Raw genomic sequence first — 16,437 nt, forward strand, 5'->3', positions numbered from 1 at the left:
CGAAAGCTGCCGTAGAAGGCGGCAGACAAGCAGAAGCAAAACAAAAGGATAAGAAGGCGACTTCTTATTTTTAGTTGACTTCAAGAGGTTGGCTGCTATAATGGCCAGCTCGTTTTGATTTGCGAAGCGAAGAGACGCAGCAAAAGCTGAGTTTCGAAGCCGCATCGATCTTTAACAAATTGGAAAGCCGAAATCAACAAACAAAGACAATGTTGGTTTGGATGTAAAAGGCAAGGGTTGCAACCCGAGTCGATTCAGCCTATGGATAGGCCGTCTGAAAAGACGGGCGCCATAAGCACAGCCAAGCCATAAAAATTTGGGTGATGATTGTATCGGACGCACTCTGAGCACAAAAGGCAGAGTGTGTCACACAACAAAGCAGTAAGCTTTATCAGAGTAAACATCTCTAGTTTATTCCCCTAGTCAACGGGAGGATAAGCGAAGTCAGAGAGGTCGTTCAAATGATAGAGTCAAGTGAATAAGTGCATCAGGTGGATGCCTTGGCGATGATAGGCGACGAAGGACGTGTAAGCCTGCGAAAAGCGTGGGGGAGCTGGCAATAAAGCAATGATCCCGCGATGTCCGAATGGGGAAACCCACCGTATTCTGTACGGTATCCTTGTCTGAATACATAGGGCAAGAGAAGCGAACCCGGAGAACTGAACCATCTAAGTACCCGGAGGAAAAGAAATCAACCGAGATTGCGCAAGTAGTGGCGAGCGAACGCGCAAGAGCCTGTATATGATAGCTGGCGAGATAGAAGAACAAGCTGGGAAGCTTGGCCATAGTGGGTGACAGCCCCGTATTCGAAATCTCATCAGTGGTACTAGGTATACGACAAGTAGGGCGGGACACGTGAAATCCTGTTTGAAGATGGGGGGACCATCCTCCAAGGCTAAATACTCATCATCGACCGATAGTGAACCAGTACCGTGAGGGAAAGGCGAAAAGAACCCCGGGAGGGGAGTGAAATAGAACCTGAAACCTGATGCATACAAACAGTGGGAGCGGACTTGTTCCGTGACTGCGTACCTTTTGTATAATGGGTCAACGACTTACATTCAGTAGCGAGCTTAACCGAATAGGGGAGGCGTAGGGAAACCGAGTCTTAATAGGGCGACAAGTTGCTGGGTGTAGACCCGAAACCGAGTGATCTATCCATGGCCAGGATGAAGGTGCCGTAACAGGTACTGGAGGTCCGAACCCACGCATGTTGCAAAATGCGGGGATGAGCTGTGGATAGGGGTGAAAGGCTAAACAAACTCGGAGATAGCTGGTTCTCCCCGAAAACTATTTAGGTAGTGCCTCGAGTAAGAGACTGATGGGGGTAAAGCACTGTTATGGCTAGGGGGTTATTGCAACTTACCAACCCATGGCAAACTAAGAATACCATCAAGTCGTTTCTCGGGAGACAGACAGCGGGTGCTAACGTCCGTTGTCAAGAGGGAAACAACCCAGACCGCCAGCTAAGGTCCCAAATGATAGATTAAGTGGTAAACGAAGTGGGAAGGCCCAGACAGCCAGGATGTTGGCTTAGAAGCAGCCATCATTTAAAGAAAGCGTAATAGCTCACTGGTCGAGTCGTCCTGCGCGGAAGATGTAACGGGGCTCAAATCTATAACCGAAGCTGCGGATACGTGTTTACACGTATGGTAGGGGAGCGTTCTGTAGGCCGAAGAAGGTGAATCGAGAGGTTTGCTGGAGGTATCAGAAGTGCGAATGTTGACATGAGTAGCGATAAAGCGGGTGAAAAGCCCGCTCGCCGAAAACCCAAGGTTTCCTACGCAACGTTCATCGGCGTAGGGTGAGTCGGCCCCTAAGGCGAGGCAGAAATGCGTAGTCGATGGGAAACGGGTTAATATTCCCGTACTTTGATTTGGTGCGATGTGGGGACGGAGAAGGTTATGTCAGCAAGCTGTTGGAATAGCTTGTTCAAGCCGGTAGGTGGAAAGTTTAGGCAAATCCGGACTTTCATAACACCGAGAAGCGATAACGATTGTCTACGGACAAGAAGTGACAGATACCACGCTTCCAGGAAAAGCCACTAAGCTTCAGCCAAGTCAGAACCGTACCGCAAACCGACACAGGTGGGTAGGATGAGAATTCTAAGGCGCTTGAGAGAACTCAGGAGAAGGAACTCGGCAAATTGATACCGTAACTTCGGGAGAAGGTATGCCCTTTGATGTGAAAGACTAGCTCTGTAAGCATCGGAGGGTCGCAGAGAATCGGTGGCTGCGACTGTTTATTAAAAACACAGCACTCTGCTAACACGAAAGTGGACGTATAGGGTGTGACGCCTGCCCGGTGCTGGAAGGTTAATTGAAGATGTGAGAGCATTGGATCGAAGCCCCAGTAAACGGCGGCCGTAACTATAACGGTCCTAAGGTAGCGAAATTCCTTGTCGGGTAAGTTCCGACCCGCACGAATGGCGTAACGATGGCCACACTGTCTCCTCCTGAGACTCAGCGAAGTTGAAATGGTTGTGAAGATGCAATCTCCCCGCTGCTAGACGGAAAGACCCCGTGAACCTTTACTGTAGCTTTGCATTGGACTTTGAAGTCACTTGTGTAGGATAGGTGGGAGGCTTAGAAGCAGAGACGCTAGTTTCTGTGGAGCCGTCCTTGAAATACCACCCTGGTGACTTTGAGGTTCTAACCCAGACCCGTAATCCGGGTCGGGGACCGTGCATGGTAGGCAGTTTGACTGGGGCGGTCTCCTCCCAAAGAGTAACGGAGGAGTTCGAAGGTTACCTAGGTCCGGTCGGAAATCGGGCTGATAGTGCAATGGCAAAAGGTAGCTTAACTGCGAGACCGACAAGTCGAGCAGGTGCGAAAGCAGGACATAGTGATCCGGTGGTTCTGAATGGAAGGGCCATCGCTCAACGGATAAAAGGTACTCCGGGGATAACAGGCTGATTCCGCCCAAGAGTTCATATCGACGGCGGAGTTTGGCACCTCGATGTCGGCTCATCACATCCTGGGGCTGTAGTCGGTCCCAAGGGTATGGCTGTTCGCCATTTAAAGTGGTACGTGAGCTGGGTTTAAAACGTCGTGAGACAGTTTGGTCCCTATCTGCAGTGGGCGTTGGAAGTTTGACGGGGGCTGCTCCTAGTACGAGAGGACCGGAGTGGACGAACCTCTGGTGTACCGGTTGTCACGCCAGTGGCATAGCCGGGTAGCTAAGTTCGGAAGAGATAAGCGCTGAAAGCATCTAAGCGCGAAACTCGCCTGAAGATGAGACTTCCCTGGTGGTTAAACCACCCTAAAGAGTCGTTCGAGACCAGGACGTTGATAGGTCGGGTGTGGAAGCGCGGTAACGCGTGAAGCTAACCGATACTAATTGCTCGTGAGGCTTGACTCTATCATTTGAGAGACTTCGAATGAAGAAAAGCTTACTGAAGTCATGAGTTGCAGGATACTGCAATCATGCGATAACAAACATTACCCTGTTGGAAGTGCGAAGAGCATTTCATGTTGATAAAGCGCCGGAGAAGAATCCAGCGCGACGGCTTTCGAAATTTGTACAGTTTAGTCTGGCGGCCATAGCGAGTTGGTCCCACGCCTTCCCATCCCGAACAGGACCGTGAAACGACTCAGCGCCGATGATAGTGTGGATACCCATGTGAAAGTAGGTCACTGCCAGGCACCCCTTCCGAAGCCCCGCTGAGTATCAGCGGGGCTTCTTCTTGGCGGCTGCCGCCTGCGGCCATAGCCGGTCAATAGCCAATACGCCAATACGCAATAGCGGACTTGAAGGCCGTCTGAAAAACAAGCCGGCTTTCAAAGCTGCTAGCCTTTCATACCAATTCAAAAAAGTAAGCTAACAAGGCGGCGAGCCGCAGACAGTACAGATAGTACGGCAAGGCGAGACAACGAAGTTAGGTTATTTTTTTGGATTGGTATCAGACGGCCTGTTTGCATCATGGGTTTATACCGATTCGAAAAAATAACCTTACAAAATAAGAGCCGTTCGGCAGCATCATCCGCGTAGGTTGGATTCTTGAATCCGACGTTTGGCCAGCGGCCAGAGCGATGTGCGTGCCTTGTTCTGCAAACAAGTGTCGGATTCGAGAATCCGACCTACAGGCTGCCTGTTTGTATATTATTTTTTTGAATGGGTATTGGGTAACCATCAGCCGTCGGCCTTGGATACAGATATTTGCCATTTAAGTAACAATCACCGAGCTAAAAGACTTGCGCCTCACCAAACAATCGCCTATCATAAAAACGCCCGCGAAAGCGGGCATTGTGACCGACAACAAACACAAACGGAGAAAAACATGAAAAAACTGATCTTAGGCGCATTGGCTCTGCTGAGCATGAGCTGGGCATTGGCGACGGTGAACATCAACACTGCCGGTGCGGACGAACTCAAAGCGCTGCCGGGCATCGGCCCGGCGAAGGCAGAGGCGATTGTGGAATACCGCAAACAGCACGGCAATTTCAAAAGCGTGGAAGAGCTGAAGAATGTGAAGGGCATTGGCGACGGTATCTACAACCGCCTGAAGGATGAGGCAACGGTATCGGGCGCGCCTGCGAAGAAGGCGCAGCCGGCGGTGAAGAAGTAGGCTGCCGCTTGGCCGGCGGCCTTGGGCATGCGTATGCTGGGGGCTTGCAGTCTGCCGGTATCTGCGCTGTGGTTTGACAAGGTGAAATTTGATAAGGTGAAGGAGCAGGCCGTCTGAACGATCGGGTTCGGACGGCCTGTTTGTTGTGGGTGGGGTAGCCGTAGTTGTTTGCGTGGTGCTCGATTGGGGGCGATGGGGGCGCGATTGGCAAGCAGGGAGCAGAGAAGCGTTCAGACGGCGTGTTTTATATATGTGCGGTGAAGGCTTAAGGTTCTAACCGTATCTGAAGAGCCGGAAGAGAAAAATGCCGTCTGAAAGGGTTCGGACAGCATTGAGGGTGCGATAAGGTTCAATAGCGCGGCATGGCAGTATCTATTTCTTGCGCCCAAGCATCTATGCCGCCCTGCAAATTGTACACATCATCGAAGCCGGCTTCAGACAAATACATGGCTGCGTAAAGGCTGCGTATGCCGTGATGGCAGTAAACCACGATAGGTGTGCCGTCGGGCAGCTCGTTTTGGCGCAAAGGGATAAGGTTCATCGGAATATGGATATGCCCGGGCAGCGCGCAATATTCCACTTCTTCATCTTCACGGACATCAAGCAAGAGCACAGGTTTGTTTTCATGCAGCCATTGATGTAATTCGGCAGGGGTGAGTTGGGGGATATTATTCATAAAAGTTCGGGTCTATTAAGTATGAGGCCGTCTGAATCTTCAGACGGCCTTTGATGATTTTAGAAAGTGAAGTTTGTGGCCGGCGTGTCTGCTTTGCTGGTCAGCTTGGGAATCAGCGTGTCGAAAAGTGTGGTCTCGGTAAAGCTGTTGTCATCGCGTACAATCAACAGGGCGCGTTGAACAGGGGCATCGCCTACCACCACCACCATATGGCCGCCTTTTTCATGGAGCTGATTTTTCAATTGCTCGGGAATGTTATTGGTTGCGCCGCCAATATAAATGGCATCAAACAAACCGCCGCCGATTTCTGCGGCAAGGCCGTCGGCAACTTGATAGGTAATGTTTTTGTAGCCCAAATTATCCAATACCGTTTTTGCGCGTGCTTGTTGTTCGGCATCAATGTCGACCGTAATGACTTCTGCGGCCATTTTTCCCAATAGAGCGGTGGCATAGCCCGAGCCTGTGCCTACTTCCAATACTTTGTCCAATGGCGTCAGTTTTAAAGCCTGTATCATGCGGGCAACGATTTTCGGCTCCAGCATATTACCGCCGTTGGGCAGCGGCAGGGTCTTATCGGAATAGGCGTAAGGCTGCTGTGCTTCGGTAACAAAATCTTCCCGCGGAATCTCACCCAAAACATCTAAAATATCGAAGTCCAACACATCCCAAGGACGAATTTGTTGTTCTACCATGTTAAAACGTGCTTTTTCGAAATTCATTTTTATGCTCCTGCTCCGCTATTTTGTCGTGTCAGATAATGAGTGGGTTTAATCAACTGATTATAATGGTTTCGACTGCGTTTTAACAGCCCTGCTGTGCATCGGTTGGCAAGCGGCTTGCCGTTGCAGGGAGGAGTTGTTGGCTGGCTGTGTGTGATGGATGGGTGCAGAACATTTCAAAATAAAATCGATTGAAATGTATATCGAATATATTGAAGCGGTAAAAGGCCGTCTGAATAAACGGCAAATCAAGTCGTTTGTGGCAACGGTATTGCTAATTTATTCATAATTCACTACACTTTCCTACATTGTGGCTTAGATTATGGAATATGCCGAAGAAATGTGTCGGCGTGGCAGAATAAAAGGAATGAATATCATGTGGGAGCAGAAATGGGTCATCGGCAACTGGAAAATGAACGGCCGGCTGCAAAATAATAATGCGCTGATGCACCGTTTCCGCATATTGCCTCAGGCGGATAAAGTGTGTATCGGTTTGGCTGCGCCTACAGTATATTTGTTGCAATTGCACAACGCCATGCAGATTGTGCTGAACAACCGCATTCTGACTTGTGCACAGGATGTGAGCCGTTTCCCTGGCAACGGCGCTTACACGGGCGAGGTTTCTGCTGAAATGATGGCCGACACCGGCGTGGATATCGTGCTGATCGGCCACTCGGAACGCAGCCTTTATTTTGGCGAGAAAAATGAGATTCAGCGTCAGAAAATGGAAAACGTATTGAATGTCGGTCTAACGCCCCTGCTGTGCGTGGGCGAGAGCTTGGAAGAGCGGGAATCGGGCAAGGCAAAAGACGTGATTGCACATCAATTATCGATTTTGGCTGGCCTCGACACGCAAGATATTGCCGTGGCTTATGAGCCGGTGTGGGCGATTGGCACGGGCAAAGTGGCTACGGTGGCACAAATTGCAGAAATGCACGCATTTATTTACGAACAAATCTTGTCTTTATGTAGTGAAGGTGTTAGAATCCGCGTTCTTTACGGTGGAAGTGTGAATGCAGGCAACGCTGCAGACATTTTTGCTGTGCCCTGTGTTGACGGCGCATTGGTCGGCGGCGCATCGTTAGCCTACGATTCGTTTACTGCCATCATAAATGCGGCGCAAGAATCGTAGAAAATATGGAAGCCTTTAAAACCGTTATTTGGATCATCAACATTTTCGCCGCATTGGTTGTGATTGTGTTGGTGTTGATGCAGCAAGGCAAAGGCGCTGATGCCGGCGCAACATTCGGCTCGGGCAGCGGCAGCGCGCAAGGCGTGTTCGGCTCGGGTGGCAATGCCAACTTTTTAAGCCGAAGCACCGCTATTGCCGCTACTGTATTTTTCGCAAGTTGCATGGCCTTAGTTTATATCCATACCAATGCGAACAACCATGGTTTGGATTTCAGCACGGTAGAGCAAAGCCAGCCGGCGCAAACCCAGCAGCAACCGGCAGGACAATCTTCCGAGCAAAACAGCGGTTCCTCACCGCAGCAGTAAAATGACAATTTAAAGTTTATGCCGACATGGTGAAATTGGTAGACACGCTATCTTGAGGGGGTAGTGACCCTAGGTCGTATGAGTTCAAGTCTCATTGTCGGCACCAAAGTGAAGAAACAGCCTATTTTCTAGGCTGTTTTTTTACGTCTTATCCCGTCTAATGCGGTAAACCAAAGCCAAGATAGGCGCGGCTTTGCGCCTGATTTGGCTGTTTTGGTTTTCCGCTTTCTTGTCTAATGCCGTCTAACGCCATCCTATCGAATCAACCAAAAAGACGGGGTATATTTAGGGGTATCGTACAAATACCCCCTGAAAAAAAGACCCCTAGGTGCCCATAAACGACCGCCAAATAAAGAACGTAAAGCCAACCAATAAGTCCTGTAAGCTTTCAGGCGGACATAGTCTTTATTTACTGATAAAACCAAACGACGGCAAATATTGGCAGCTTGCGGGAGCCTATCCGCGCTGCACGGATTGTTGCGTATATGCATAATTTAATGGTTGAAACGATAGGCCGTCTGAACATTCAGACGGCCTTTTCTATATGTGTGATTAAGCGGTGGAGCGTGTTGTGAGTGGATTTATCATTATTTGTTTATTTAAAGAAAGAATCATTTTGCCTATCAAAGGAAATATGGCGGAGCCGGCCTTTTGAATAGCATAACAAAATGGCAGTTTGTTTATACCATATGGATAATATTATTTTATATTTTTATGTTTAAATTATATTTATAAATCAATATATTAAATATAAAAATAAAATTTTAGCATTTTGCGTTTGAGGTGAAGATTTTGCTGTTGGTAATAAGCGAAATCATGTATTATCGCTCGCTAGAAGCCATGCCGATGGCTTGAGCAGGCTGCTTTTTATTTAAAGGCAGTTGATTTATTTTAAGGAGAATGTTTTATGGTAACCCGGCGTACGGTTTTACAGTCTTTGGGTATTTTGGGTGCGGGCGCGCTGTTGGGCACCGGCAAAGAATCTTTGGCGGTGGCCGCCACGAAAGCGGGCTGGGTGATGCCGGATGAAGGTGATCCGCACAAGCGCACCTGGATGGCTTTCGGCGCCAGCGCTAAAGTGTGGGGGAGAAGGCTTCTGCCCGAGGTGCAGCGCAATTTGGCTACGATTGCGCTGACGATTGCCCGATACGAGCCGGTTTCCATGTTGGTGCGCCAAGAAGATTTGCCGGTGGCGCGCAAGCTGATGGGCGATAAGATAGATCTGATTGTTTTTCCGCTGGATGATTTATGGATGCGCGACACGGGGCCTGTGTTTGTGGTGAACGAAAAAGGTGAAAAAGCCGGGGTGGATTTCAATTTCAACGGCTGGGGCGAAAAGCAGACTTTCAGCCGCGATGCTAAAGTGGCTGCGTTTGTGGCCAAGCAGGCAGGCGTGCCCCGCATACAGAGTAATTTGATTCTTGAGGGGGGCGGCATTGAGGTGGACGGGCACGGCACGGCCATTATCACCGAGAGCTGTGTGCTCAACGATAACCGCAACCCCGGTGTGAGCAAGGCACAATGCGAGCGCGAGCTCAAGCAACTTTTGGGGTTGAAAAAAATCATTTGGCTGCCCGGCATCAAAGGGCGCGACATCACCGACGGCCACACCGATTTTTATGCCCGCTTTGCCCGCCCCGGCGTGGTGGTTGCCGGTTACGACCCGGATCCTGATTCATTCGACCATGCGGTGACCAAGCGCCATTTGGACATTTTGCGTGCGGCCACCGATGCCCAAGGCCGCAAACTGGATGTGGTGGTGCTCGAAGCGCCGACAGATATTCGTGAAGACTTTGCCAATGATGATTTTGCCGCCGGCTACATCAATTTTTATGTGTGCAATGGTGCCGTGATTGCACCGGAGTTTGGCGACAAGCGTACCGATGCGGCGGCTAAAAAAGCGCTGCAACGTGCGTTCCCTGATCGCGAAGTGGTGCAAATCAACATTGATGGCATCGCGGCCGGTGGCGGTGGTATTCACTGCACCACCCAGCAAGAGCCTAAGGCTTGAGCGGCGTGAAGCCGGCTTGAGCTTGTGCTTTCGCTTTAATGCTGGCTTGAAGCAGCAAAAGGCCGTCTGAAAACCTTTTCAGACGGCCTTTTGTGTCGGAATGATTTGAATATTGAATCGGTCTTATACCAATTCTAAAAAATAACCTTACAAAATAAAAGCAGTTCGGCAACATCATCCGTGTAGGTCGGATTCTTGAATCCGACGTTTGGCCAACGGCCAAAGCGATGTGCGTGCCTTGTTCTGCGAACAAGTGTCGGATTCGAGAATCCGACCTACAGGCTGCTTGTTTATATATTATTTTTTTGAATTGGTATTATACCAATTCAAAAAAGTAAGCTAACAAGGCGGCGAGCTGCAGACAGTACAGATAGTACGGCAAGGCGAGCCAACGAAGTTAGGTTATTTTTTTGGATTGGTATTACGCCTGTGAGGCCGTCTGAATCTACTATTTACTATTGATTCGGCAATTAAATATTGAAATGTTTATGCAGCATACTTCACCTTCGGATCTCTAAAATACGCAGCCACCCGTTGAGGATGGTTCTCCAGCATCCGCATATGATTCTCCGTTGCCTGCTTCAGTTTCGCTTTTGTACGATGCTGAACACGCGAGCCCAGTGCTTGTTTCAAATCCGCATTCAACCGTTCATCAGGGTTCAGCTCCGGGCTGTAACTGGGTAAATAAAACACTTCGATCTTCTCTTTATGCTTTTCCAACCAGGCTTTGACCGGCTTGCTGTGGTGAACCCGCAGGTTATCCAGTATCAGGAAGATTTTCTTACCGGCATCTTTGATTAATGCTTCCAGAAACTCAATCAGCTTGTCGCTGTTGAATGCATCTTCCACAATCATCCAGCGTGCCTTGCCCTGGTTGGTCACCGTTGAAATCATCGAAAGTTTATGCCGTGTCCCGCCTACGGTATAGGCTACCGGCGTTTGTCCTTTGGGCTGATAACCCCGCCCGCGTACATCGGTATTGACTACCGCTGTTTCATCACCCCAATGGATTTCCGCTTTTTCGGCTTTTGCCCGTTTGGCGATATCGGGATAGGTTTCCTCCAGCCATTGCTTCACTGCTTCGGGACGTTGCTCGTAGGCGCGCCGGATGGGTTTTTGCGGCGTAAACCCCCAGCGCTTGAGGTATTCGCCTACCGTACGTACCGGCAATTCGATAGCCAGCTCTTGCTTGATCAAGGCCATAACCGCCGCCCGAGTCCATAAGGCGAAGTCCATTTTCATCTGCTCGGGGCGCTTTTCACAGATAAGGCGCTGTATGTGGGCTTCCTGCTCTTCACTCAGTTGGCGGCAACTTCCTGATGGGCGTCCGCGCTTTTTGGGTGCCAATGCTTTGATGCCGTCTGCTTCGGCGATTTTGATGGCTGAGCGCGCGGTGACATGACCCATGCCGAGCATTTCGGCGATTTGCTCGGGTGTTTTGCCCTGTTTGTGCAGTCTGACTGCTTGCTTGCGCCGTTCGAATTGGGCTTCGGCTGCAAGTTTTCTTCCGTCTTCTTTTTCCATTGGGGAGAAATGGGGATTAATGTTGAAATTTCAATATTTAATTGCCGAATCTATAAGGAGAAAAACATGCCGCACTTATTGATGGAATACACCGATAATCTGGATATCGACGCTAAAAATACGCTGAGGGCACTGAATCAAACTTTGCTGAACAGCGGTGAATTTTCAGCCGGTCACATCAAAAGCCGCGCTTTGTGTCTGCATGATTATTGTGTGGATAAAGGCGAGGAAGGTGATGCATTCGTGCACCTGACTTTATCGCTTTTGAGCGGCCGCAGTATTGCCACCAAAACGGTGCTGGCCGAGGCTTTGCGTGCCACGCTCGAGCCTTTGGCGCATGCGGATGTGCGTTTGCAGATGACGGTGGATGTGCGCGATATGCAGCGCGAATGTTATGCCAAAGCTGTGCGTTTGCCGGAATGATGGGCTGATTAAAAGGCCGTCTGAAAGGTTTTCAGACGGCCTTTTGATTGCTTGCAGACCGGATTCCTGAATCTGGTATTCAATCGTTCGAGCCTAAAAGATATAGTGAAATGTTTAAAAAAGTGACACAACGGGTAGGTTGGGTTGAAAACCCAACAAGCCCACAGGCCGTCTGAAACGTTGGGTTTGCAACCCAACCTACGCCGCTGAATCTGGTATTCAATCATCCGAGCCTAAAAGAGTGTCGGATTCGAGAGTCCGGCCTGCTCAGGTGTTTTCAGGTTAGCGCCTTGTTGGTTTGAATGGGGTAGAGGAAAAAGGCCGTCTGAAAATCTTTCAGACGGCCTTTCAATCGGCTTTATCAGCCAATCATATCACCTGCTTATTCGGCTTGCTCTTTGCGCGGCTCGCGGGCGGGGGCTTCGAGCAGGGCTTTGATGGAGAGGCGCACGCGGCCGCGGTCGTCTACTTCCAGCGCTTTCACGTTGACCGTTTGACCCACTTTCAGGTAATCGCCGACATTGTTGACGCGTTCGTGCGCGATTTGGCTGATGTGCACCAAGCCGTCTTTGCCCGGCATCACCGACACAATTGCGCCGACGTTGTTGTCGAGAATTTTCAACACGGTGCCTTCATACACTTTGCCCACTTCCACTTCGGCGGTGATTTGCTCGATGCGTTTTTTGGCGGCATTGCCGGCTTCTTCGCTGGTGGCGGCGATGGTGATGGTGCCGTCTTCCGCGATGTTGATTTCGGTGCCGGTTTCAGCGGTGAGTGCGCGGATGGTTTCGCCGCCTTTGCCGATTACGTCGCGGATTTTATCTTGGCTGATTTTCATGGTGTAGAGGCGCGGTGCGTGGGCAGAGAGCTCTTGCGGGCCTTCTACCGCAGCTTGCATTTGGCCCAGAATGTGGAAACGCGCTTCTTTGGCCTGCTCCAAGGCAATCTGCATGATTTCTTTGGTGATGCCTTGGATTTTGATGTCCATTTGCAGCGCGGTAACACCATCGGTGGTGCCGGCCACTTTGAAATCCATGTCGCCGAGGTGGTCTTCATCGCCCAGAATATCGGTGAGCACGGCAAATTTGTTGCCTTCTAAAATCAAGCCCATGGCGATGCCGGCCACGTGGGCTTTGAGCGGCACGCCGGCCGACAAGAGGCTCAGGCAGCCGCCGCACACGGAAGCCATTGAAGAAGAGCCGTTGGATTCGGTGATTTCGGAAACCACGCGCATGGTGTAGCTGAAATCTTCCGGCGCGGGCAACACGGCCAAAAGGGCGCGTTTGGCCAGGCGGCCGTGGCCGATTTCGCGGCGTTTGGGCGCGCCCATGCGGCCGACTTCGCCGGTGGAATAGGGCGGGAAATTATAATGCAGCATAAAGCGGTCGGTGTATTCGCCGCTCAAGGCATCGATGATTTGCTCGTCGCGCGAAGTGCCCAAAGTGGCCACGGCCAAGGCTTGGGTTTCGCCGCGGGTGAACAAAGCCGAGCCGTGGGTGCGCGGCAGCACACCGGTTTGGATGTCGATGGGGCGCACGGTGCGGGTGTCGCGGCCGTCGATACGCGGTTGGCCGTCGAGAATCTGGCCGCGCACCACGTCGGCTTCAAGCTGCTTGAAGATGCCTTTGATTTGGTTGGCGGCCAAGGTGTCGGTGTCTTCCGTGATCAGCGCTTCTTTTACTGCCGCCCAGGCTTCATCGAGCTTGGTGGTGCGGGCTTGTTTTTGGCGGATTTTAAACGCTTCGGCAATCGCATCGGCGGCGATTTCGCGGATTTTGGCTTCTAATGCGGCATCGGTTTCGGCCGGCTGCCATGCCCACACTTCGGGGTTGACTTCATCGGCCAATTCATTAATGGCGCCAATCACTGCCTGCAATTGCTCGTGGCCGAACACCACCGCGCCCAGCATCACGCTTTCGGGCAATTGTTGTGCTTCCGATTCCACCATCAGCACGGCTTTTTGGGTGCCGGCCACCACCAAATCCAGCTGTGAAGTTTCCAGCTCGGTTTTGGTCGGGTTGAGCAGGTATTGGCCGTTGGCATAGCCCACGCGTGCGGCGCCGATGGGGCCGGCAAAAGGTACGCCGCTGAGCACCAGCGCGGCAGATGCGCCGATCATGGCGGGAATGTCGGAATCGATTTCGGGATCAACCGATACCACCATCGCTACGATTTGGATGTCGTGATAGAAGCCTTCGGGGAAGAGCGGGCGGATGGGGCGGTCGATCAGGCGGCTGGTGAGGATTTCTTTTTCACTCTGCTTGCCTTCGCGCTTGAAGAAGCCGCCGGGGATTTTGCCGGCTGCATAGGTGCGCTCGAGGTAATCCACGGTGAGCGGGAAAAAATCTTGGCCGGCTTTCACGGTTTTGGCGGCGGTAACGGCCACCAGCACCACGGTGTCGCCCATGGATACTTTTACCGAAGCGGAAGCCTGGCGCGCGATTTCGCCGGTTTCGATGCTGACGGTTTGGTTGCCGTATTGGAAGGTTTTGATATGTTTGTTGAACATGGTTTTCTCTCGGTTGGTGCCGCACCGCTAAAACACTAATGATGCACACGAAGCCATGCGCATGGTTAGGGTTTCAGGCTGGTGCGGCGGGGTAGATATATTTTCAGACGGCCTTTTGTTTGAGGCCGTCTGAAAGCGGATTATAGCAAATAATCTGCGGCTTTTGAGTGGTGATGCCGAAATAAACAGGCCGTCTGAAAAATAGGTTCAGACGGCCTGTTGTCGATAGGATTAGGGTGGCTGCCATTGCCCGCATGGATAATTTTGTTTCTCTCTGCGCTTTATTGCGTAAACCGGCTGCGTTGGCATGCAAAGCGGCGGCATTGTTTTGTTTTCTGCATGAATTTGTTCGGATGCCGCCGTATTATCAGCGTTGTTTCAATCCATTATACTGTGCGCTTCTTTGATTTTGTAGGGAGCAAACAGATGAACAAACCTTATCATCTTACCTGCCATATGGCGGTATCGATAGACGGCAAAGCCAGCGGCGGTTTTTTGGAGAACCCGCGTTTTGCTGCGCACAACGAAGATTATTTCCGACTTTTTCATCAATATAACCAAACCAGCCGCAATTGGATTTGCGGGCGGGTGTCGATGGCGCAGGCGATTACGCAAAACCGTGTGGCCGACACCGCTGCGTTTAAAGGCAAAACTGCCAGCCGTGAAGATTTTGTCGGCACAATTGCCGAGCGCCGTTTTGCCATTGCGCTGGATCCCGACGGCAAGCTGGGCTGGACGCAAAACACCATCGGCGATGAATATCCCGCGCTCAAAGGTGATCACATCATCACCATTTTGAGCGAGCGCGTGGCCGATGAATACCTGCTTTATTTACAATCGCTCGGCATATCCTATATTTTCGCCGGCAAAGAAAAGCCGCTGTCGATGAAAACCGCGCTGGACAAATTGCACCGCCTGTTTGGCCTGGATGATTTTCTGTTGGTTGGCGGCGGCTACATCAACGGCAGCTTTATGCAGGAAGGCCTGATCGACACCATCAGCCTGATTCAAACGCCGCTGGTAGAAAGCCGCGCCGATTCGGTATCGCTGTTTCAATCGGATAAGGGCGGCAATGTGCTGCCGGCCTATCGGGTAACGCAGCATGAGCTGTTTGACGATGGGGCGCTGCGGCTGATTTATCAGAGGGCCGATGAGCAATGAAAACGGTTTGGTTGAACAATACATTTCCATTCATCATTGAAAGATAAGTTTGAAAAAAATGCTATTCATCATTTTGGGCGCTATCGCGCTATTGGCCGCTGCCGTGGCGGCTTATCTGCAACTGCCCGTATTCGGCGCCGCGCCTGAGGGCGAGCGGCTGGCGCGCATTCAGCAATCGCCAAATTATCGCGACGGCAAATTCCAAAACCTTTCCGACACGCCGATACTCACCGGCGACAATTCCGCCCTCAAAAGCACTTGGAATCTATTGTTTAATGCCGATAAAAATGTCAAACCCGCCGCGCCCGTGCCATCGGTGAAAACCGATTTGCACACGCTGCCGCAGGAGCGCAATTGGTATGTGTGGCTGGGGCATTCATCTTATTTGATGCAGATTGACGGCAAACGCTTTTTGATAGACCCGGTGCTGGTGTCGGCCAGCCCCGTGCCTTTTGGCGGCACGCCTTATGCCGGCGCGGATATTTATCAACCTGCCGACATTCCGCCGGTGGATTATGTGATTATCAGCCACGACCATTACGACCATCTCGATTACGGCACCCTGCGCGAGATTCAGCCCAAAATCGGTAAAATCATCAGCGGCCTCGGCGTGGGTGCACATTTGGAGCGCTGGGGTTTTACGCCGCAGCAACTGATTGAGTTGGACTGGCAGGAAGCCGTATCGCTCAGCCCCGAAATCCGCCTAACCGCCTTGCCCGCCCGCCATTCATCGGGGCGCAGCATCAAGCAAAACCAAACCTTGTGGGCATCGTTTATGCTGGAAGCGCCGTCTGAAACCGTGTATATCGGCGGCGACAGCGGCTACGACCCCGTGTTTAAAGAAATAGGTGCGGCGTTTCCCAACATCAGCCTGGCAATTTTGGAAAACGGCCAATACGACAAAGACTGGGCAAATATCCATTTCCTGCCCGAGCATTTGGTGCAGGTGGTGCACGATTTGAATCCAAAGCGCCTGCTGTCGGTGCACAACAGCAAATTCACCTTGGCCAAACACGCTTGGGACGAGCCGATGCGGCTGCTCTCTGCCGCTGCCGAGCGGGAAAACCTGCCGCTGCTCACCCCGAAAATCGGCGAAGTGGTGTATTTGGATGATGAGAACCAAATATTTGAAAAATGGTGGGAAGCTGTGCCTGCACGTTAAGCACCGTTTTAAGAGAACAAGGCCGTCTGAAACGTTTCAGACGGCCTTGGCTTTCAGTGCGTAGGTCGGATTCCTGAATCCGACGCTTGTTCGCAGAACAAGGTTTTCAAGGCTGCGGCAAATGTCGGAGACAAGTATCCAGACTGCAATTTCAGGCGAAATTTTGTTTGCACAAGAGCGGATTTGGG

12 protein-coding genes, 1 tRNA gene and 2 rRNA genes are annotated in these 16,437 nt (G+C 51.2%); 10 read left to right on the top strand and 5 right to left on the bottom strand.

What is annotated here, in order from left to right; genetic code table 11:
• Positions 1–468: 468 nt before the first annotated feature.
• From LVJ78_RS02400 to LVJ78_RS02410, 3 genes are all read left to right on the top strand, one after another.
• A 23S ribosomal RNA gene (locus LVJ78_RS02400) occupies positions 469–3,360 on the top strand.
• 171 nt (positions 3,361–3,531) lie between these two features.
• Positions 3,532–3,644 (top strand): 5S ribosomal RNA (gene rrf, locus LVJ78_RS02405).
• Between the two features lie 635 nt (positions 3,645–4,279).
• A complete protein-coding gene (locus LVJ78_RS02410) occupies positions 4,280–4,567 on the top strand; it encodes a ComEA family DNA-binding protein (protein ID WP_244802566.1) in 288 nt (95 codons plus the stop codon).
• A 349-nt stretch (positions 4,568–4,916) separates the two neighbouring features.
• On the opposite strand, the gene LVJ78_RS02415 is transcribed toward LVJ78_RS02410, so the two are convergent.
• Both LVJ78_RS02415 and LVJ78_RS02420 read right to left on the bottom strand, forming a co-directional pair.
• On the bottom strand, positions 4,917–5,243 hold the full coding sequence (locus tag LVJ78_RS02415) for a rhodanese-like domain-containing protein (protein WP_132954939.1): 327 nt from the start codon (positions 5,241–5,243) through the stop codon (positions 4,917–4,919).
• A 59-nt stretch (positions 5,244–5,302) separates the two neighbouring features.
• Positions 5,303–5,962 carry a protein-L-isoaspartate O-methyltransferase family protein gene (locus LVJ78_RS02420; protein WP_132954940.1) on the bottom strand — a complete coding sequence of 220 codons (660 nt, stop codon included), beginning with the start codon at positions 5,960–5,962 and terminating at the stop codon, positions 5,303–5,305.
• 376 nt (positions 5,963–6,338) lie between these two features.
• On the opposite strand from LVJ78_RS02420, the gene tpiA reads away from it, so the two are divergent.
• From tpiA to LVJ78_RS02440, 4 genes are all read left to right on the top strand, one after another.
• Complete coding sequence (gene tpiA, locus LVJ78_RS02425; RefSeq protein WP_165870948.1) at positions 6,339–7,094, top strand: triose-phosphate isomerase; 756 nt, start codon at positions 6,339–6,341, stop codon at positions 7,092–7,094.
• A 5-nt stretch (positions 7,095–7,099) separates the two neighbouring features.
• Positions 7,100–7,459 (top strand): preprotein translocase subunit SecG, encoded by a 360-nt coding sequence (gene secG, locus LVJ78_RS02430; protein ID WP_132954941.1) that lies wholly within the window; start codon positions 7,100–7,102, stop codon positions 7,457–7,459.
• Positions 7,460–7,479: 20 nt separating this feature from the next.
• Positions 7,480–7,565, top strand: a tRNA-Leu gene (locus LVJ78_RS02435).
• A gap of 801 nt (positions 7,566–8,366) precedes the next feature.
• Complete coding sequence (locus LVJ78_RS02440; RefSeq protein WP_132954942.1) at positions 8,367–9,470, top strand: agmatine deiminase family protein; 1,104 nt, start codon at positions 8,367–8,369, stop codon at positions 9,468–9,470.
• 486 nt (positions 9,471–9,956) lie between these two features.
• Here LVJ78_RS02440 and LVJ78_RS02445 read toward each other — a convergent pair whose 3' ends face one another.
• Positions 9,957–10,994, bottom strand: coding sequence for an IS630 family transposase (locus LVJ78_RS02445; RefSeq protein WP_132954952.1), 1,038 nt, complete (start codon positions 10,992–10,994; stop codon positions 9,957–9,959).
• A 66-nt stretch (positions 10,995–11,060) separates the two neighbouring features.
• On the opposite strand from LVJ78_RS02445, the gene LVJ78_RS02450 reads away from it, so the two are divergent.
• On the top strand, positions 11,061–11,417 hold the full coding sequence (locus LVJ78_RS02450) for a 5-carboxymethyl-2-hydroxymuconate Delta-isomerase (protein ID WP_132954767.1): 357 nt from the start codon (positions 11,061–11,063) through the stop codon (positions 11,415–11,417).
• Between the two features lie 382 nt (positions 11,418–11,799).
• Here LVJ78_RS02450 and pnp read toward each other — a convergent pair whose 3' ends face one another.
• Positions 11,800–13,926, bottom strand: coding sequence for a polyribonucleotide nucleotidyltransferase (pnp, locus tag LVJ78_RS02455; protein ID WP_132954768.1), 2,127 nt, complete (start codon positions 13,924–13,926; stop codon positions 11,800–11,802).
• 103 nt (positions 13,927–14,029) lie between these two features.
• The gene (locus LVJ78_RS02460) at positions 14,030–14,173 is read right to left on the bottom strand and encodes a hypothetical protein (protein ID WP_244802594.1); all 144 of its coding nucleotides are present in this window, start codon (positions 14,171–14,173) and stop codon (positions 14,030–14,032) included.
• A gap of 179 nt (positions 14,174–14,352) precedes the next feature.
• Here LVJ78_RS02460 and LVJ78_RS02465 point away from each other — a divergent pair, with 179 nt between their 5' ends.
• Positions 14,353–15,087, top strand: coding sequence for a dihydrofolate reductase family protein (locus LVJ78_RS02465; protein ID WP_165870943.1), 735 nt, complete (start codon positions 14,353–14,355; stop codon positions 15,085–15,087).
• 58 nt (positions 15,088–15,145) lie between these two features.
• Positions 15,146–16,249, top strand: coding sequence for an MBL fold metallo-hydrolase (locus tag LVJ78_RS02470; RefSeq protein ID WP_132954770.1), 1,104 nt, complete (start codon positions 15,146–15,148; stop codon positions 16,247–16,249).
• The last annotated feature ends 188 nt before the right edge of the window (positions 16,250–16,437 follow it).

This window comes from Uruburuella suis, assembly GCF_022870845.1.
Taxonomy (GTDB): Bacteria; Pseudomonadota; Gammaproteobacteria; order Burkholderiales; family Neisseriaceae; genus Neisseria; species Neisseria suis.